Below are 19,750 nucleotides of genomic sequence, written 5' to 3' on the forward strand. Positions count from 1 at the left end.
TACCCTCCTATTCTACAAATACATCTTTTTTATTCTCAGTTTTCTTTAATTTTTTCACATGCTTCTTTATATATTCCATCGTCCTCTTTGCCGGCAGAAATCCCTGAGGTCTAAATATACACATAAGAACTAAAATTAAACCAAAAACTAGTCTTTCGTATTTTGCTGGATCCAATTGGGAAGGAATATTTATAATGCCTGCAACAGTAAGCTGTCTTAAAAAATTTGAAAACTCCTTCAAGATATGAAGCTGAAGAACAACCACCGCCAATGCTCCAATGATAACACCAGATATATTACCCATCCCTCCCATAATCACCATGGCTAGGATTCCTATGGATTCCATGAAACCAAAGCTTGAAGGATCTATAAAACTCTGCTTGGCGGCGAACAAAACCCCCATCATTCCAGCAAATGCAGCTCCTATTGAAAAAGCTAGAAGTTTCATCTTTACTATCGGTATACCCATTGTTCTGGCAGCCAGCTCGTCTTCCCGGATAGCCGTCCATGCTCTTCCCACACGGGAATTGTTCAGTCTGTTGGCAGCAATAATTGTCAAGCCTAACAGAACCAATACGATAAAGTAATAATGAATCGTTTGATTTAAAACAATCCCGAAAAACGCTGGCGGCTGAACTGGTGTGATTCCCTTTGGTCCATTTGTAAAATTGATTGGTTTATCCAAGTTGTTTAGTACAATTCGAATGATTTCTGCGAAGCCTAATGTTACGATAGCAAGGTAATCGCCCCTTAACCTAAGTACTGGTAATCCTAATAGAAACCCTACGAATCCTGATACAACCATCCCAATAATTAAAAACAACCAGAACCAGTTGCCTGATATAGGAAATTTCAGAATGGCAGGAGAGATGAAATTGTTGGCCTGAGATGTGGCAAAAATAGCGTATGTGTATGCACCCACCGCATAAAACCCCACATAACCTAGGTTAAGCAAGCCCGTAAACCCTACCACCACATTTAAACCAATAGCAAGAATAGCGTAAATCCCTATCTGGGTAATGACATCTAAATAATAACTATTGGCAAACCCTACTAAAGGTATTATAACGATTAAATCCACTATGGCAATGATGGCTTTAATTTTAGTGTTCAATTTATTCGACTGATGAAGTAAAAATAATGATAGTAAAAATAGGATAAAGGCAATACCATTACCATTAAAAACATACAACAATATAGGTGATAAGAAGATAATTCCTAATTGAATGATTTCTCTTTTTATATATTCATGAAAAAGTTTTGAGATATTTTCCATGTTCTACACCTTCTCTCTAACTGTTTTTCCTAGAAGCCCGCTGGGTTTAAAAATCAGTATGATAATGAGTATTGCAAAAGCAAAAACGTCCTTATACTCAGCACCAAGAACACCATTAGTAAGTATTCCTAGAAACCCTGCCCCGAAGACCTCCAAAAGACCCAATAATATGCCTCCTAGCATCGCACCAGGTATACTTCCAATTCCTCCAAAAACCGCTGCTGTAAAAGCCTTCATTCCAATAATGAAACCTACGTAGGGATGTATTAAAGCATACTGTACCGAAAAAAGAGTTCCTGCAGCTCCTCCTAGTCCTGCACCAATAAGAAATGTCAGCGAAATGATAGAGTTCACATTAATAGCCATTAATGATGCAGTGTCACGATCCTGTGCTACAGCCCTCATAGCTTTCCCCAACCTATGCTTGTTTACGAATAGATTCAGAGAAACCATAATTATTATTGCTATAATCATTATATAAATAACCTTTACAGGCATTTTTAAGGTATTTGTAATATTTATACTTGTAGTGAAAAGTGTAGGAGTGGAAAGATAAAAAGCATTTTTCCACAAACCCTCTACCAGCCTTACTGCATCCTGCAGAAAAAATGAAACCCCTATTGCAGATATAAAAGCCACCAATTTCGGTGCGCTTCGTACTGGTTTATAGGCAACACGTTCAATAAATACTCCAAGAGCTCCACTGAATACCATAGCGATGATTATTGCAATAAGAAGAGCTAACGGTGCTGGTATTTTTTCAAGGTATCCTGCACTTTGCATAAATAAAAGTACTTCTGTTCCAGCAAAAGCTCCTACCATAAATATTTCACTGTGAGCAAAGTTAATAAATTCAAGAATTCCATATACCATTGTGTATCCTAATGCGACGATAGCATAAACAAAGCCAAGCGTTAATCCGTCTATTAATAACTGTGGTATCATTCCAGTCATTTCTTCCATATGCAGACAACCTTTCTGTATTGTGATAAAAGAGAGAGAAGAAATATTTCAATATTTCCTCTCCTTCTATAAATTACTATTACTTTAAGTAGCTTTTTGCAGAAATCTCTTTAGCAACACTTGCTGGATATTTAGCTTCTTCGAAGGATAAAACATAAATATTGGCTTCTGTATTATCTCCTATTTGGTTAAAGGTAACATTAGTGGCAAGTCCCTTAAATCCATTTGTGGCGCGTACAGCAGCAACAATTCCCTCTCTAGTTGGCTTTTCTCCACCCTTCTCTTTTATTGCGGCTACAATACCATTCAAAGTAACATTCATGGCATCATACCCATAGGAAGAGTATGCTTCTGGAGCTTTGTTAAACATTTTCGTATAATTTTCAACAAATACTTTTCCTTCTGGTGTTCCTGAAATATCAGCAGCTAAGGACGTGTAGAACATACCAATTGCTGCTTCACCTGCAATTTTAATCACTTCACCTGAATCCATTCCATCAGGACCAATAAACTTTACTTCGATTTCCTTTTCCTTCAACTGTTTTAATACTAATGAACCTTCAGGATATATACCACCAAAATAGACTGCTTCTGCTTTTGATACCCTTATTTTTTCCAACACTGCACTAAAATCAGATTCTCCAGGGGTAATTCCTTCATAACCTAATACTTCTCCTCCGATGTTTTCAAACTGCTTCTTGAATTCATCTGCTACCCCTTGCCCATATGTGGTTTTATCCTGTAGAATAAAAACTGTTTTAGCATTTAATTCATTGTAGAGATAATCAGCACCTGCAGGACCCTGAGCATCATCTCTAGCACAGATACGATTTACATTTTCAAGTCCTCTGTCTGTCACATCATTAGCAGTGTTTGCAGGAGATACCATAACCAAATTGCCTTTAGCATATACTTCTGATGACGGTATGGCAACACCAGAATTCCAATGACCCACTACAGCCAACAAATCATTGTCCATAATTAATTTCTGAGCTACTGCAACTCCAATTTTGGGGTCAGCCTGATCATCTTGAGGTGCAAATTGAAGCTCAAAGCCTAATTCTTTGAACTCTGCTACTCTTTCTTCAAGTGCCAATTGGGCTCCATTTTTGATGGACTCCCCAACTGCTGCCTGTGAACCAGATAATGGAGTTACTGAGGCAACTTTAATTATATTAGTTTCTTCACCATTAGTTCCAGTATCAGCTGCCTTTGTAGCGCCTGCACATCCTACTACAGAAAGCATAATTAAAGCTACTAAAACAATCAAACTAATCTTTTTCATTTTCATCATTTACACTCCCCTAACATTTTATTTTGTATTACATTAAACACTAAATTTTAAGTAGAACCCGAAATCTATTCATGTAATTTATAAAGAATAAATCATAGCAAAAACATATTCCTCAGCAAAATATAATTATATCTTTGAATAACATTACTTTTCTAAACAAAAAAAGTCTTCCCATTACAATAATAGTAATGAGAAGACTTCGTTGCCTTCTTAAAATGCTCTATTGATCGCTTTCATCAAGGTGAAACCATCATGGGAAGACTCCATCGCCTTCTGGAAACGCTTGATGAACTGCTATCACTAAGCTAGTACTTACTGTCCAATATTTATTTTTATGAAATAGCTAATTCATATAAAATATAATAATATATTAGAAATATTATGTCAAGTTAAAAAGTTCAAACTTTTTAGTTTTTTTTAATGAGATTATTTAATCAAACCCAGCACAAAGATGTACTGGGCTTGATTAGAAGTTGAACTATGCTAACTCCATTTAATATTAGATGGAGTGTATATCTTTATTCACAAGTTTGTAAGATTGTCTCCGCAATAAAACCATAAACCAAGCAGCTAATACAATTCCCTTCGATATACTCGTCATACTAATACTCCACCATACTCCATTTAGACCTAAGAAAGTGCTTGACGAAAGGATTAGAGCAAGAGGTATTCTGAGGCCATTAAACAAAATCCCTATAATAGAAGGCGGTACAGTTCTTCCTAATCCATTAAAGGCTCCAGAGGTGGCAATTTCAATACACATAAAGAGTTGGGATAAACCTAAAATTCGTAAATACACTACACCATAAGCTATCGCTTCTGCTTCCGGAAGAAAGAAGCTAAATATCGGCCCAGCACCAAATATCAATAAACAGGTTGCGCCTATACCAATGATCCCAACAATTCGTAATGCTACATAGTATCCCTGCTGAATTCGATCCCACTTATGAGCTCCATAATTTTGTCCTATAAATGCACTAATCGCCGTTGAAAAACCTCCTGCTGTCATCCATGAAATTGCTTCAATTTGGGATCCTACTTTTTGAACAGCAATTGGTATTGCCCCCCACTGAGCAATAATTCTTGCAATGATCATTGAAAAAACAGTAAAAAGTCCACTCTGTATAGCCACTGGTAATCCTAGTTTCACTATGCTTTTCATATGAACCAAATCTGGTGTTCTAAGCAGATAGATTCCAGAAAAAATTTCTCCCTTAGCTTTAATAATATTGTACACAAAACAAAAGGTTACGATAGATTGTGCTATCACTGTTGCTAATGCAGCTCCCTTTACTCCCAAAGCTGGAAACGGGCCTAATCCAAGGATCATCATAGGATCGAGGATCATGTTCACTATTAATCCAATAACATTGAGTTTAAATGGTATCCTGCTGTTTCCATATCCATTTAAAATTCCAGTAAGTACTGGATTAATGAAATAGAAAATCATTCCAAATGATACAATAACTAAATAAGATATAGCCATTTCTGTTATTTCCATATCCCCTAGATTAAAAAAACCAATTAAAGGGTTTCTAAATACTATGAGACTGGTTCCATAAAGAACAGCCAAAGCTATTATTAACTGAAGAGTATGCCGAATATAGCGTTTAGCTTCCTTAAAATCTTCCCTTCCAACAGACTGAGCTACGCCTACTTCAGCTCCAATTTTAGGAATAAGAATAAATGCAAATGCTAACCAAGTATAAAAACCTGCTGTTCCTACAGCTGCTACTGCACTACTTCCTACCCTGCCAATCCAGATCATATCTGTCATATTGTAGGCCATTTGGACAAAAGATGTTCCCATAATAGGTAAGGCCAATCTTATTAAGGCTTGCGAAATATTACCTTCTATCAACTGATTAATTTTTCTCACTGGAAACCCGACTCCCTTCTATCCAATAAAATAAGATCTATCTTTTTGTACATTACTATTCTGCATTAGTTTTATAAGCCTTTAATATTATACAGTACAATAATATTTCCTTCAAGCTGATTTTTTTTTAAAAAATATCTCCTAATGGGTCGTAATAACTTCATCTATTTATCCTATTTTTTATTTAATTGCATTTCTCTCCTAATTGATGCTCTTAATTCTATATATCTATAGCCTAGTAATTCGGTGCCTCTTGATATATTGATCATTCTAAGGCATTAGATCATCTATATTTGTCACCTTCATGATCTGCCAAAGGCATCATCCCACAAGGCTAAAATTTAAAATATTAGGAAAAAAATTAAAGGAATTGAATAGTATTTAAATAGATGATATTAATAGTGAAAAATAGAAGAAAATCTTAAAAAGCAGGTGGGTAATGAAAAAATATATAGTTATACTAATATTCATTCTACTAGGAATGTTTGGCGTAAAAACAATATTCCTTTTTGGGAAAACAGCAGAAAAAGTATCTATTACTTCAAATGAAGAATATGGGAAAACATTAAGAAAGGATCTATTCTCGCTAATGATGGCTTATCCAGAATATATTGTAGATATAAAAGTGGTAGATAACAATCAAGTATACCTTATTCTAAAATCAGGTAAAAGATTATTATATGATGACAGAAAAGAAAAAAACGAGTTAGAAAAGCTAGAAAATCCTGACCTACAAGATATGCTGTCGCAGGAGTATTTCCTTGGCTCCATAGATGCTCTTATGCCACAGGATTATAATCCTGGTAGAATAAGAGTATATCCCCTATTGAAAGAAGTGTATGGAGCTAATCAATTAGAGATCGAAAAAAATCTTACAGGAATAAGAATAAATTCTTCTCACCATCGTTTTAATGGAAATAACTCAGCAGCAGATTTTCTTAATCATGCCATTACAGAATTAAATAAAAGAGCAAATAATAATCCTGAGCTTTGGTCTTATCTTTACCCCATAGGTGGCACTTATAATTTTAGGTATATAGCCCAAACCAATCGGCTAAGCCCTCATTCCTTTGGTATATCAATAGACTTGTCCAGCAACCCAAATGATTACTGGCAATGGACGACAAGAGCTACAGGAGAAAAACGCTTAAAAAATTATCCTGAAGCTATAGTAAATGTCATGGAGAGTAACTACTTTATATGGGGAGGTAAATGGGGCCAATTCGATATATTTCATTTCGAGTATCGACCAGAAATCATAATAAAGGCACTGTACTTTGCTAATGAGGAAAAAGATCTCTGGTATGAAAATCTTCCAGTAGAAAATACAGGTGTATCAGAAGCAATATGGTTAATAGAAGAAAGACTCCAACACCTTTCTTCTCCTAATGGGACAGATTAATATCATCCTCTAATCATATGTCTTCGTTTCTCTGCATTAATTAAAATGCCAGTAATCTAAAAACAAAGGAGTTATTCTACTACCTTAGCTTAGATTACTGGCATTATTGTTGTTTATCATATTTTTTCTTGGTTATATTATCCAATCTTACGACGATCAGTTCCCGTAAGTATTAAAAATAGAGACAATCCTATTCCTATTAGAGAAAATACCATTAAAGAAGCAATTGCAATATATATTTCCCCTGTAGCAAAGCGTACAATCACTGCTGTAAATATGCTGAAAAGTAACAGTCCTATTGACAAATCATATAGTGCAGCCCTGATCTTATTCTGGGTTTAAGGAAATTACCCCTTGACTTTATGACAATAGTTTTTTATAATTGACATACCGACGGTTGGTATGTTAGAAGATAACATCAATTGATTAAGGAGGTAGAAATATGCCGGTAGAAAAAGAGAGTGATGTGAAACAAGCACTTCTCAATACTGCTATGGAGCTCTTCTATAAGAAGGGTTATGATGCCACTTCAGTAAATGCCATTATCGAGAAGGTTGGTGTTTCAAAGGGAGCCTTTTATCATTACTTTAAATCAAAAGAAGAAGTACTGGAGGCAGTAGTAGAGCAACATATTGAGAAAGAAATCGAAATCACCCACGACATTGCGGCGAACAATGATTTAAATGCTATAGAAAAACTTAGTCGACTAATCAATGAAGTACTGGGATATAAAACTTTAAACATAAAGAAGCGCTTAAAAATCTCCAGCGTTTTACAAGATGAGGGGAATGTAAAATTTCAACGTAAAGTTGTAGAAAACAAATTTAAAATATTACATCTACCTTATAGAGTTATTATAGAGCAAGGAATCAGTGAAGGTACCTTCCACCCTTTTCACACGGAAGAAACAGTAGAACAAATCATGCACCTGATTGTGATTTTAAATTCAGCAGTTACAAGATTGGCCGCTAACATTGAAGAAAAACCTCATAACGTTGAAATCATCGTGCAAAAAATTGAAGCTTATGGAGATGCAATTGAAAGAATTCTAGGAATACAAAGGGGCTCCATCAACCTTTCAGAAATCATTAAAATATTTGAAAAACACCTATAGACTATAGACTGTATAATTATAGTCAATGAAAATTAGAACCACTATATTGCTAGAGTGAAAATTTAAGGAGGTGTATCCTATGAGATTTGTGTATAGTTTTGATTTTAAAGAGCCTCCCAAACTTACAGAAGTTGGTGGAAAGGGAATGTCGCTGATACTTATGACCCAGCAGGGATTACCTGTTCCTCCTGGGTTTGTCCTATCAGTGGACTTCTTTAAACCTTGGTTCGATTATATAAAATGTACTCCGGAATGGCAAAAGGTCATTAACTCTTCTTCTAGAGAGCTTAAGATCCATACAGATGCTTTAAAAAAGCTGTGTATACATCTAAAGTTATATCCAGATCGTAGAAAGGCCTTTGAAGTAGCATTAAATGTTTTTGAAGGAAACAGTAAAAATCTCTTATTTGCAGTAAGATCCTCTTCCCCTGAAGAAGATCTTGAGGGAGCTTCCTTTGCAGGAGGCTACGAAACGACCCTTGGCGTGAAAAGAGAAACAATCGAGGACGCCCTACGTCATTCCTTTGCCTCAAGCCTCGATGAACGTGTCTTTTTATATAAAAAGGAACATGGTTTCCCCCTAGAGAACCCTAGAATTGCCGTTGTTGTACAGCTTCAGATTCCATCTGAGACTGCTGGTGTGGCCTTTTCTCTAAATCCGATTAACAACTGCTACGACGAAGTGGTGATCAATGGTAACTTTGGTCAAGGAGAGACCGTTGTGTCGGGCTTAGCTTCTCCTGATACATTCATTCTAGACAAGGTGTCTGAAAAAATCATAGAGAAGAGACTTGGAAGAAAGGAAACTTCTATTTGGTTGGCTCCTAATGGTGGAACCTATGAAAAACCTTCCCCTTCTCGAAAGGGTATCTGTTTAAAGGATAAAGACCTATTATCCTTACTAAAGATGATTTCAAATGTAGAAAACTATTACCAAAAACCCGTTGATATCGAATGGGCATTTGCAGAGGGAAAGCTGTATCTGCTTCAAGCCCGTCCCATTACGGCATATATACCGCTTCCTGAAGAGATGCAAACGGCTCCAGGTCAACAGAAACTATTATACCTTGATGCTACTCTTGCCAAACAAGGAATTCATGACCCCCTATCCTTTATGGGTACAGACTATCTTTCCATATTTCAGTCAAAAATAGAGGGAGCTATGACTGGTAAAAATATCTCTGGAGTTATGGATGGTATACAAGGATTCTTTCAAGGTAGAATGTATTTAAATATCTCCAACAATATCAAGCTTTACGGAAAAAAGAAATTAATAGATACCTACAGTCTCCTGGATATGACGTCTGCCGAAATCATAGCAAATATAGACGAGGATGAGTATATTCCAAAAGTACTGCCTCCGAAACTACGAGGGGTCTTACGGGGAACAATATTGAACAGTTTTGGTATGGGTTTCAATGTTCTCAAGGCCCTGAAAGCCCCTGCAAAATATGAGAAAGTGTTTCTTGAAAGGGCGGAACAGTATATTGAAGAATTGAAAAATGAGAGAAAGAAGGATCTAACCATCAAGGAATTTGCAGAAAGGACTACGGAGAAGTTTGTTTCTTTCTTTGTTATTGCTCTTCCAATACTGGCAGCTATAGCAGCTGCAAAATCAGGTATAGTAAAAATTTTCAAAGACAGCAGCCCAGAGATAAAGAGTAAGGTAACATTTCTTGAGAAGGCTTTACCAAATAATGTTACCACCCAGATGGGTCTTAGCATGTACCGTCTCTCCCTTTTTGAAGAAGTTAATCAAAGCTCATCTTTTGAAGTCTTTAAGAAAGGGTTAGAAGCAAAATCTTTTTCAAAAGCTTTTATAAATGCATGGGAAAGCTTTATGGAAAAATACGGTTTCAGGTGCCCTAAGGAACTTGATATCGCTACGCCACGTTATTATGAGCAGGTTGAAATATTCTATAACCAGTTGAAAACAATGGCCCAAAATACGAATGCAAAGCATAATCCACAGGTAATCTTTGATGAAGCAAGGCAGCAACGTGAAAATGATTTTATAGAGTTGCTGAAAGAAGCAGAGAAGAAAGGAAAGGCAAAAAAATTTAAGAAGTATTATGAAATGCTAATTACTTTTTCAGGATATAGAGAAGCACCCAAATATTACTGGATCATGACTGTTGCTGAGCTAAGAAAGAAAGTAATGGAAGCTGCAGAAATGCTAACAGCATCGGGTCGCATTGATCACAGGGACCAGATATTCGATCTCACCATAGATGACCTAAATATGGGAATGACTAATCCATCTGTTGATCTTAGGGCACTGGCTTCCCAAAATACAATCTTTCTAAAAAAGCTTGCAAACATTAAAGAGTTTCCAAGGGTAATAGACTCCAGAGGAAAAATATTACCTCCACCTAAAAAGGAAGCCCGGGAAGGTAAACTAGTTGGAGAGCCAATCTCACCAGGCACAGTAAGAGGAAAAGTGAAAGTGCTCAGAAGTCCTGATGAAAAGCCTATACTACCAGGGGATATCTTAGTAGCAAGGGCTACCGATCCAGGCTGGACCCCTTTATTTATCAATGCAGGAGGGATCATCCTAGAAGTAGGAGGCATGCTGCAGCATGGAGCCCTTGTGGCAAGGGAGTATGGCAAGCCCTGTGTTTCAGGAATAGAAGATGCCATTTCCATTTTAAAGGATGGTCAAATGGTAGAAATTGATGGACTGAATGGTACAATTAAACTGCTATAGAATTTCATATTTAATATATCGTAAGAGAAAAAATATCACTACTACTCAGAAAATTAAAGGCAGGGATTAGCTCCCTGCCCTTAATTGCAGTCTCGGTTCTAATGTTTAATCAAACCGTCCCATAGATTAGATTTCTGCTTGTACTTTTCTTTGATCTATTTCCCTCTGATAGGCAACAACTTTTTCTCTTGTTAGCCTATAGCCTACTGTTATAATGAATGCGGCCACTAGTGCAAATATGCCAGGGATAAATAAGAATACATTAATAACTGCTGTTTTCAGCTCAAGGGTAGCAACTGCCGGATCAACTTCTGCGACAAAGCCTGCTGCGGCTAATACGATAGGAATGATTGTTCCTCTTGAGATGATAGCTGTTTTAAGAGATAAATTCATCAGACCCATAATAAAGGCATTGGCATTTTTTCCTGTTTTCCATTCGCCATATACAACTACATCTGAATAAAGCCCTACCATAACTGCTGTCAATAGTCCAAGGAATACTCTTGAGACTGAAACAAATACAAAAAACATTGTTATATTCATTGCTACAAATTTACATGCAATCAAGGATGCAGCCAGTCCAAAGAGACCAACAATTGCTGCAGTTCTTGTAGTCAATTTTTGGGCAATTATTCCACTGAAGTACGCACCTATTACCTGCCCTATAGCTCCAACTAAAAGATAAATCGGAAACAGCTCCATATTTTGTGCTACATAGATGAAATAATATGCGGCGGCAGCTGTCATAATAAAGTTTACCATATATCTAAAAAAATCTCCTATTAGTAATACGATAAGGGGTGGATTTTGAAAAATGCTCTTCAACATAATACTAACAGATATTTTCTCTGATTTTGGAGCACCTACAGCAGTACTTTCCTTTTCTTCTTCTATTGGCTCATATCCTTCTGTTATTTTAAATACAGTCCAATAACCAAGCATCATCAGGAAGGCCATAATCCCTGCTAATACTGTAAATCCTAATACTTCGTTACCGGTAACGCTACCGAGAAGCAAAGCTAAAGGCATACCTATGTAAGAGAAAAACACCCCTGCCAAACTGGTCCAAGTACCTCGCTTTGCAGCCAAAAAGCTACGTTCCTCAGGATTATTTGCCAAGACAGAAATTAAGGAAACGTTTCCAACCCATGCTATATTCCAGATAATATGACTTAGAATAAATCCAGCACATACAATGGCTGCTGCAACTGGTTCCGGTCCAATTCTTGTAAACTGAAACATATATAATACTACAACTACTGGTGGGGCTATGAGCATCCAGGAACGGTTTCGTCCCCATTTTAATGCTTTTGTACCACTGATGATAGCACCATAAAATGGAGATAGAACCGCATCAACGATACTTGTCACAGATCCGATGAGGGCAACCATAGGAAGAGAGAATTTTGCTACGTTTGTCAAGAAAAATACGAAACAGAAAAGTTCAACACTGGTCATTAGAGCAAAACCCATATCCCCGATACCATAAAAATTTTTTATAGCTTTACTTAATGGTTTTTTCATAAAATACTCACTCCTCAATGTTTGTTTATAAAAATCCAACTTCTTCATAAATCGAAAAGTCTAAAACTTTATTTCTCCAGGAATACAACTCTATTGAATTTTGCTATATCAATAGAGTTATACTCCTTTTTAGAGTTTTCACAGTAAACAGTACTATTGTCTTTAGCAGTCAAAAAACGTTTACTGTTTTAAACATAATGTCTTTTCTGAAGGAATTATTATAGTAACAAGAACATCAGGAATTGGAACATTCTTTCCTCAAAACCTTGAAGTTTTTCTTTCCCGAAATCAGATACTGTTGGATTTTCAGCCTTATACTGTTCCCAGGTTTTGTAGTATTTGCTTTCTAATTTTCTAGAAGGTGATGGTTTATAATCTTCTTTATTAAACTGAAGACCAGTGGTTTCTCCAGAATTACTGTATACCCCATAGTCACGAACACATTCTGTAACGGCATTGAAGTTCTCGATATTGATATCTTTAATAGAAAGTGGATTTTTATCCAAGGCAAATATGTATTTGCCGCCTGGAGCCAGAATATCGATCAATTCCTTGGCCTTATTTACACAAGCTTCCTTCGTGTGAGTCTTAAGCATGGTTACTGGATATAGACCTGTGATGATATGTTTCTTACCCAATTTCTCCTTAATCAACTTAGGATTGCCATATTCAAACATGATAACAGTGTCTGTCGGCAGGTCATAAAGATAATCAAGGTATCGATCCCAGTTATCCTCACAGAAAATTCTACAGTGGATCCCCATGGAAGCATACTCCTCAATTAGTTTCTTGAAGCTTGGCCACCATAATTTTGCAAAATCCTTTTCCCGCATAAAGGTAGGCATGTGAAGTGGTAAAAATACCTGAGAGTAATTTGAAATTGTCTTAGGCATACCTTTTTTAAGCACAATTGGATAAAGAGCTTCGCATGCCTCCGCTACCTTTTCAGGCATTCTTCTTACATCCATGCTGATTCCTTTAAAACTTCTCAATTGATCTGCTAAAAAGTCGAAGGGAGCTTCTGTAAAGCCTCCAGATGCCACAGGCCCTCCAGGATAATACCCATATTTTTCGATCATTTTACCCATAAGGGCACCACCTGTCATCAAGTCATTAGTATAACCAAAGACTGCCTTAGCAAAACTTAGCATCATTTTAACAGGCTCCCCTAAGTTGAGGGCCTTGTATTGCCTCGGAATTACCTTTTCAAGCAAACAATCATAAGGCTTCTCGATTAAATAATCGTACTCCTCCGGCAACATTCCCACTACCTCCGGATGTTGGAAAAATCCATTGGAACCCATTACGAAAGATTGAGATTGTAGAGTTTGATAATAAGAAGGGTATCGCAGAGAGCTTCCACCAGGACAAACATCGGTATATAATGTCTGACAAAGCTTATCTAAGGCTTCCTCTACGATTATAGGATTCCACTGGGCTTCTACAATATCGAGTTCACCAAATTCAGCTAATAACTCAAAGGGAACACTTATATTTACTGGCAGCCTCTCTGGAATCTTATTGTCATATACATTCTGAAAAATGCTTATTCTTTCCTTTTGTAATTCTTTAGCATCTTGTAACACTTTAGCACTTGACATATTCTTTCACCCACCCTTGACAAATTTTTACGCCCTCTGCAGACGTTGGTTTAGCATTTTCACACATTCTTTTAAAATCAATCTCTCTTTCAGAGGTATCGGTCGATGCCTCTTTTATTATGGTTATAAGTTCACGATGTTAATAGTAATAGTTTTCATGCTTTCTCCATTCCTTTCTGGCCTGTCTCATCAGCACCGGTAGGCCATCACCGGCAGACGGACCTAAGCCCGATTCAAAATCTTTTACCTCCTTTCTGATCAGGCAGAATATTTTTCCTGTTTTTCAAAAAAACTTGTCCATTCAAAACCCAGTATGCCGGAAATTTTCTTTGCAGTTTTTACCGATGTTCTTCCGCCATTTTCAATTTTTGTAATGGTTGACCTATCAACACCAACAATTTCAGCTAATTTTTCCTGCGTAAGGTTTAGTTCTTCACGTTTTTTCCTCATTAGGTTCATGCAATCACCTCCAGCATATGTGAAGATACGGCACATATTTGTCTATAATTATATGTGAAGTATCTTCACGTGTCAATAGACAACGTGAAACTTCTTCACTATAATTGTAATGTGAATTATTTTCACATAAAATATACTTAAGAGGTGTTGTTATGGAATTTAAAGACAAGCTAAAAGAGTTGCGAACTAGTATCGGAGGGAATAAGAAAATCAATCAAGCTACTGTAGCCCAAGCAATAGGCGTAGACAGAAGCACATATTCAAAATATGAAACTGGAGATAGCGAGCCTGATTTTGAAACAGTTAGAAAACTTGCTGATTTTTTTAATGTGAGTATTGATTACTTACTTGGTAGGGAGCATTCTCAAAAAAGGGAGTTTGAAAAACAAGAATCATATGAAGCTACTCTTACTGAAAAGGATAGGAAGGAAATAAAGCAACAAGCCGAACATATTAAAAATAGTTTAATGAGTTCAGTTGGGCTTGCTTTTGATGGGAAAGCAGATGACGAAGAAACCCTCGTTAAAATCATGCAAGCCCTTGAAGAAGGCTTATCACTTGCAAAAAAAGAAGCAAAGGAAAAGTATACCCCTAAAAAATACAGAAATAAAAAAGAATAAGGGGCGTGATTTTCATGCCAGATATAAAGGGGATTGTCAGAAGGCTTATTCGTAGATGTGGATCAAATAATCCATTTGAAATATGCGCTGAATTGGGTATCATAGTATTATTCAAAGATCTTGGGAATGTAAGAGGAATATTTCAACATAAGTACTGTAAAAAAATTATTTATATAAATTGCAATCTTGATCCAATCATCCAACGTCAAATATGTGCCCACGAACTTGGGCACGCCTTATTACATAAGAAGATAAATACAATTTTTTGGGATACGTGTACTTATTTACTTGTCGATAAAATTGAAATAGAGGCGAACACCTTCGCTGCTGAGCTGCTTATTGATGATGAATTGATGCAATATGAAGGGTACAGTTTAGATCATGTTGCAGCTGTATTCGGTGTGCAAAAAAAGTTGGTAGAGTATAAGGTGAAGCTTCTTTAAAATAACTAATGACTTATTACCGGGATAGTTCTTGCGATTATTTTAGGTAATATCTTCATTTTCTTCCTCATTAAATTCTTTGAATCTTTTTATTGCAATGTCCTTATCTTCTGAGAATAATCCCAGTATTAACTCACTATCTAACAATCGGTGGCATATTGATTACTCCTGATTTTTCCTTTATTATACTTCATCAAGAATAATTAATCGATAGAACCGTCTATTGATTTCAATATGAAAGAGGAACAATATAACCTTTCTCATCCCGAATAACCATGAAGCTATTGCGCCCTTCTGAATATTTTTGCAAACGTCTTAAAATCTGTTCCCCCTCCTCACCATCTACAGGGGTAGGCTGACAATCTATTATCTTCACTGGAATAAGGATAGCCTCCTGCCACTGGCCTTTGCTTATTTTAAGATTAAGAATAACAGTTTCATCGGCTCCCGGCTGTATCTGTCGATCAAAAACAAAATTACCTAAACTGTAAAAAATCAGCTTATCCTGGTACTGCTCTATACTCTGTAGGACATGGGGGTGGTGACCTAAGATCAGATCAGCTCCACTGTCCACCGCAAGGTGAGCTAAGGCTTTTTGTTGTTCACTGGGATAAAAATCATATTCTTTACCCCAATGGAAGGAAACCACTAGAAAGTCGCAGCTTTCTTTGGCTCTAGTAATTTCTTCTGGCATAAGGTCTGGATCTATTCGAGCCACTTCCGGTCTATCAGGAAAGTAGAAATAGCCTTCCGGCGGAAACTGGGAATATCCCAAGAAACCAATGGTGGAGCCCTTGATGCTAATAAACACTGGCTGTCTAGCTTCCTGAGCATTCAGCCCTACACCTAAGGAGAAAATTCCATTTTCCTTTAGTACCTCTAAGGTATCCACCAGGCCTTCTGGACCATAATCTAGGGTATGATTATTGGTCAGATTAAGTATGGTGAATCCAACCTCCTTTAGAACTCTGCCATTTTCAATATCTCCTTTGAAGATCAGTGTTCTGTCCTTTAGGACAGAGGTACCCCCTGGGGTCAGAGGGCACTCTAGATTAGCAAAAGAGATATCCCCTTTTTGAAAATATTCCTGCACATTAAGATAAGGATAATTGCGATCGTGTCTTTCTATACTCCTTCTAACCCCTCTGTCTAACAGAATATCTCCAACAGCCACCAGGGTAATATCCCTATCATTATCAGTCCCAATAAACAATAGAGCGAAAATAACCAAGGAAAGACAGACGATCATTAGAATCTTCTTCATCTCCTCCCCCATCAGCATCCAGAACTATAGGGGTTGGCTGGCAATGGCGTGTCTTTTTCAACGCCATTAATAAAGCTTTTTAACCAATTGGGCTGGGCCGGAGCTTTATCTTCTTTTAGCATCTTCTGCCACTGTTCATCAGTGAACCGCTCTGTGGCATCAAATTCATAATAGCTAAATACTGCCCCTCGAGTCAGTTGTAGTTCTTCTCCAATAGAAACAACCACATAAATTTCGTAAGCAGGGCCTACACCTACATGGAAATATCCCCCTAAACCAAAAGCATTAGGAGCAATGGTATGGATGTCGGCAATGACCGCCATATTTTTATCGGTGTCGGAGGTAATCTCAAACCAGCGCATTTCATCACCGGCAAAGGAACTGGTTAAATACTCAAGCATGCCTCCGTAGGTTAACAGCTGATAATATTCATCTGTAGTTAATTCTTCATTTCGCAGCTGTTTTACCGAACAATTAATTAGAAATTGCAAAAGGTCTTCAAAGTGCTGCATTTTGCTTTCTAAGCTGCCGGTTAAAATGTCCCTTTCCTGTAGATTGGTTCTGGAATACTGGGTCAGCCATAAAAGCTTTTCATAAACGTCAATATTAGGTTCTACATAACCCCGCACCTGAGGCGGTTCTTCCCCACCCCCGCACTCTGCACCGCTTTGCTTGCCGTAGAGGATCGTATCATGACGAAGCTCTGCCCAGCTGCCTAAAGCAGTACTTAAGGATTTATCTGCCCAAGCCTCATTAGTCATAAAGGAGGGATATCCTTCACCAAAGGGCTCTAAGAGACTTTTGACAACCCACAGCCAGCCATAATACATATTTGACCGCCAGGTTTCTTCTGATAGAAGCGAAAATTCCTCTTTATATTTTTTATAGGCTTTTTCATAACCAAGCCATTTTTCTATAGCCTTTAGCTCATTAACTGCCAGATCATAAGCCCGCTGTGACCCTAGCACTGCCATAACATCCAGCCCCGAAGGGATAGGCCTTGCTATAGGCTCAGTCAGTTCCTGTATAGCTTCAGAATCAGGAATATACCTTTGACCCATTAAGCGAAACTGTTTACCTACGGGGGTGGTTACCGAGGTATATTTTGCCTTTATTTTGGGTTCTGGCAACTTTTTGACCTCTTGATACAATACATCCAGTTTTTCTGGATGATTCAGAATGTTTAAGTCAAAATCTGCACCATATACTTTTACAATCAAATCTTGATAATGATAAATATTTAAATCATCGGTATTACCTACATAAAATACTGTAGGGTCATAGATATTCTCCCACCTGGTTACATCGGATGTGCCTCCGTTCTCCATAAAGAGGCTATAGGTAATCAAAAGAGCCTGCAGGGTCTGCTCAACATTTCTGGTAGTCTCTTCTATATCTTTATATAAAGGGAAGGGTGCTTGCCCGTACCACATCATTGTTCTAAAAAACCTTTGGAGCTCTTCACTGCGGGTATAATGTCCCCGGGGCTTATACTGACTATAGTCCAAATCATAAGGAAAAATTGCCGAACCAGTATATCCCTGTTCCCCTTTAATCAGTTGATACTCCTCTATTGCCAATTGTTTGGCCTGGGCAGGCAAATCAGCAGGCAGGGGCTTTTCCAATGTTTGCAATGCAACAGTGAAAAAAGCAATATTTTTTATAAGGGGATCTTTGAGCTCCTCATTAGTAACAGCATTGTAAAGAGCCAATGACTTTTTATACATGCTTTCCGTCAGCTCCTCCAAAATGCCTAAGAGCTTTTCACTTTCTAAGGTCCTTAGGGAATAGTCAAAAAATACATGATAAACCTGTAGGACTGAATCAGTGGTAACAAAGGATGGCAGTTTTTTGTACTCATTATTTTCATATATATAAAATAACTGTTCTTCTTGAGTAGGCATGACAACAAAACCATTCTTTGCAATTAACTGTCGCTGTTCTGTAGTAAATTCTCCAAACTGCTGTAAGTTTACTATATTGGAAAGGTCCTCTTTTACTTGATAAGGTTTCACCTGAGCAGTAAATTTTACCTGTTCATAAGGAACATCTACCGTCCTACGATTCTCTTCTCCAGTAAAAACTACTTTAAATTCGTCTAGCAAAGAATTAGCTACAACCTTTTCCTGCTCTACTGGTTCCTCCTGTTTACTACATCCAACGATAGATACCAGCATCATAATAACTAATAAGAAACTTACCACTCTTGCAGAATTTTTTTGGTTACAACTCATTTATCTTTCCCCCTTGGTTTTCATAAAAACCTGTATTTCTTCTCCTTCTAAACAAAATGAATGCCATTTTGCACTGCCTCCTTCCTTTATTAAAGCATAAAGGAAGGAGGTATTCTCTTCTTGTACTTTTTTGATTGTCTCAATATCTTCATAAGGTAGAGATTCCCCCACACCTTCAAAACCAAAGCCTTTCCATTTATAAACATGGAGAACTTTTTCTCCACGCTCCAAAATCTCAATGGCTATTAGCTCATCGCTACCGCTTCCGTCCATATCAGAAAAAATATAGTCAGTAAAAGGCCTAGATAACCTGGAGCCCCTCCACTTTGGAACTAGCTCATTGTCCTGCCATTCATAGATAAATGGCCTTTTAGCCATAACCGGATGTAATTGAGCTTCCTTATAAACACCTAGGGAAATTTCCTTTTGACCATCGCCATCTACATCACAGGTTTGCACCTTCCATGGGTTAAGAGTTTGGAAAGACTGACTATATACTTCTTTAAGCATTTCTCCATCAAAGCCTAAAATAATCAGAGTATCGCCAAATTCCGACCCTTTTTCACCAATGACTAAGAGTATCTTGTCATCGCCATCATTGTTTAGATCATCAATAAAACTACTAATAATACTCCTGTTCCCTCCTGTCAGATGGTACCTTTCTAGAATTTCACCATTTGAAGATAAGATAAGTACTGTCTGGTCCTTCAGATAGGCAGCATATATTTGTTCTTCAAATTTTAATTGTTCTACCTCCGCTTTCTTTTCTAAAGAAACATCTACTATCTGATAACTCCCTCCTGATGTTGTACCTAAAATATGTACTGAAAGCAATTTAAAAATAAAAAAAGATCCTCCGTCACTTGTGTTTACAGTTAAAAAATTTACTCCCTTCTTAATAAAATTAAGGGAGTAAAAAGTCATTAACAAAATCATTATAAGTATCAGAATCCTTCTGTGAATAAAACCA

Annotated in this window: 15 protein-coding genes; 5 read left to right on the forward strand and 10 right to left on the reverse strand. The window is 37.1% G+C overall.

The genetic code is table 11. The features are described 5' to 3' along the window. Window positions 1–7: 7 nt before the first annotated feature. From CHB72_RS08885 to CHB72_RS08900, 4 genes are all read right to left on the reverse strand, one after another. Window positions 8–1,276 (reverse strand): branched-chain amino acid ABC transporter permease, encoded by a 1,269-nt coding sequence (locus CHB72_RS08885; RefSeq protein ID WP_089282539.1) that lies wholly within the window; start codon window positions 1,274–1,276, stop codon window positions 8–10. A 3-nt stretch (window positions 1,277–1,279) separates the two neighbouring features. After that, window positions 1,280–2,239, reverse strand: a complete 960-nt coding sequence (locus CHB72_RS08890; protein WP_242975082.1) for a branched-chain amino acid ABC transporter permease — start codon at window positions 2,237–2,239, stop codon at window positions 1,280–1,282. Window positions 2,240–2,318: 79 nt separating this feature from the next. After that, on the reverse strand, window positions 2,319–3,533 hold the full coding sequence (locus CHB72_RS08895) for a branched-chain amino acid ABC transporter substrate-binding protein (protein WP_089282540.1): 1,215 nt from the start codon (window positions 3,531–3,533) through the stop codon (window positions 2,319–2,321). A gap of 499 nt (window positions 3,534–4,032) precedes the next feature. Then, window positions 4,033–5,412, reverse strand: coding sequence for an MATE family efflux transporter (locus CHB72_RS08900; RefSeq protein ID WP_242975083.1), 1,380 nt, complete (start codon window positions 5,410–5,412; stop codon window positions 4,033–4,035). A 439-nt stretch (window positions 5,413–5,851) separates the two neighbouring features. Here CHB72_RS08900 and CHB72_RS08905 point away from each other — a divergent pair, with 439 nt between their 5' ends. The 3 genes from CHB72_RS08905 to CHB72_RS08915 all read left to right on the forward strand — a co-directional run bounded on the left by CHB72_RS08905 (window position 5,852) and on the right by CHB72_RS08915 (window position 10,635). After that, window positions 5,852–6,814, forward strand: coding sequence for a M15 family metallopeptidase (locus tag CHB72_RS08905; RefSeq protein WP_089282541.1), 963 nt, complete (start codon window positions 5,852–5,854; stop codon window positions 6,812–6,814). 442 nt (window positions 6,815–7,256) lie between these two features. Next, on the forward strand, window positions 7,257–7,928 hold the full coding sequence (locus CHB72_RS08910; RefSeq protein WP_089282542.1) for a TetR/AcrR family transcriptional regulator: 672 nt from the start codon (window positions 7,257–7,259) through the stop codon (window positions 7,926–7,928). A gap of 79 nt (window positions 7,929–8,007) precedes the next feature. Then, window positions 8,008–10,635, forward strand: coding sequence for a PEP/pyruvate-binding domain-containing protein (locus CHB72_RS08915; protein WP_089282543.1), 2,628 nt, complete (start codon window positions 8,008–8,010; stop codon window positions 10,633–10,635). A 126-nt stretch (window positions 10,636–10,761) separates the two neighbouring features. On the opposite strand, the gene CHB72_RS08920 is transcribed toward CHB72_RS08915, so the two are convergent. The 3 genes from CHB72_RS08920 to CHB72_RS08930 form a co-directional block, all read right to left on the reverse strand. Then, complete coding sequence (locus CHB72_RS08920; RefSeq protein WP_176431282.1) at window positions 10,762–12,159, reverse strand: MFS transporter; 1,398 nt, start codon at window positions 12,157–12,159, stop codon at window positions 10,762–10,764. A 218-nt stretch (window positions 12,160–12,377) separates the two neighbouring features. Next, entirely contained in the window at window positions 12,378–13,760 is a 1,383-nt protein-coding gene (locus tag CHB72_RS08925; protein ID WP_089282545.1) for a uroporphyrinogen decarboxylase family protein, read from the reverse strand. Between the two features lie 258 nt (window positions 13,761–14,018). After that, entirely contained in the window at window positions 14,019–14,219 is a 201-nt protein-coding gene (locus tag CHB72_RS08930; RefSeq protein WP_089282546.1) for a helix-turn-helix transcriptional regulator, read from the reverse strand. Window positions 14,220–14,371: 152 nt separating this feature from the next. On the opposite strand from CHB72_RS08930, the gene CHB72_RS08935 reads away from it, so the two are divergent. After that, window positions 14,372–14,839 (forward strand): helix-turn-helix domain-containing protein, encoded by a 468-nt coding sequence (locus CHB72_RS08935; RefSeq protein ID WP_089282547.1) that lies wholly within the window; start codon window positions 14,372–14,374, stop codon window positions 14,837–14,839. Window positions 14,840–14,853: 14 nt separating this feature from the next. Further along, window positions 14,854–15,282 carry an ImmA/IrrE family metallo-endopeptidase gene (locus CHB72_RS08940; RefSeq protein ID WP_089282548.1) on the forward strand — a complete coding sequence of 143 codons (429 nt, stop codon included), beginning with the start codon at window positions 14,854–14,856 and terminating at the stop codon, window positions 15,280–15,282. Window positions 15,283–15,511: 229 nt separating this feature from the next. On the opposite strand, the gene CHB72_RS08945 is transcribed toward CHB72_RS08940, so the two are convergent. From CHB72_RS08945 to CHB72_RS08955, 3 genes are read right to left on the reverse strand one after another with little or no spacing between them, the layout of a single operon-like run. Next, window positions 15,512–16,546, reverse strand: coding sequence for a CapA family protein (locus CHB72_RS08945; protein WP_176431283.1), 1,035 nt, complete (start codon window positions 16,544–16,546; stop codon window positions 15,512–15,514). Between the two features lie 11 nt (window positions 16,547–16,557). Then, complete coding sequence (locus tag CHB72_RS08950; protein ID WP_089282550.1) at window positions 16,558–18,780, reverse strand: DUF3160 domain-containing protein; 2,223 nt, start codon at window positions 18,778–18,780, stop codon at window positions 16,558–16,560. Next, on the reverse strand, window positions 18,781–19,716 hold the full coding sequence (locus CHB72_RS08955) for a hypothetical protein (protein ID WP_089282551.1): 936 nt from the start codon (window positions 19,714–19,716) through the stop codon (window positions 18,781–18,783). It lies immediately after the preceding gene. Window positions 19,717–19,750 lie beyond the last annotated feature (34 nt).

The sequence above is a fragment of the Anaerovirgula multivorans genome (assembly GCF_900188145.1).
Taxonomy (GTDB): Bacteria; Bacillota; Clostridia; order Peptostreptococcales; family Natronincolaceae; genus Anaerovirgula; species Anaerovirgula multivorans.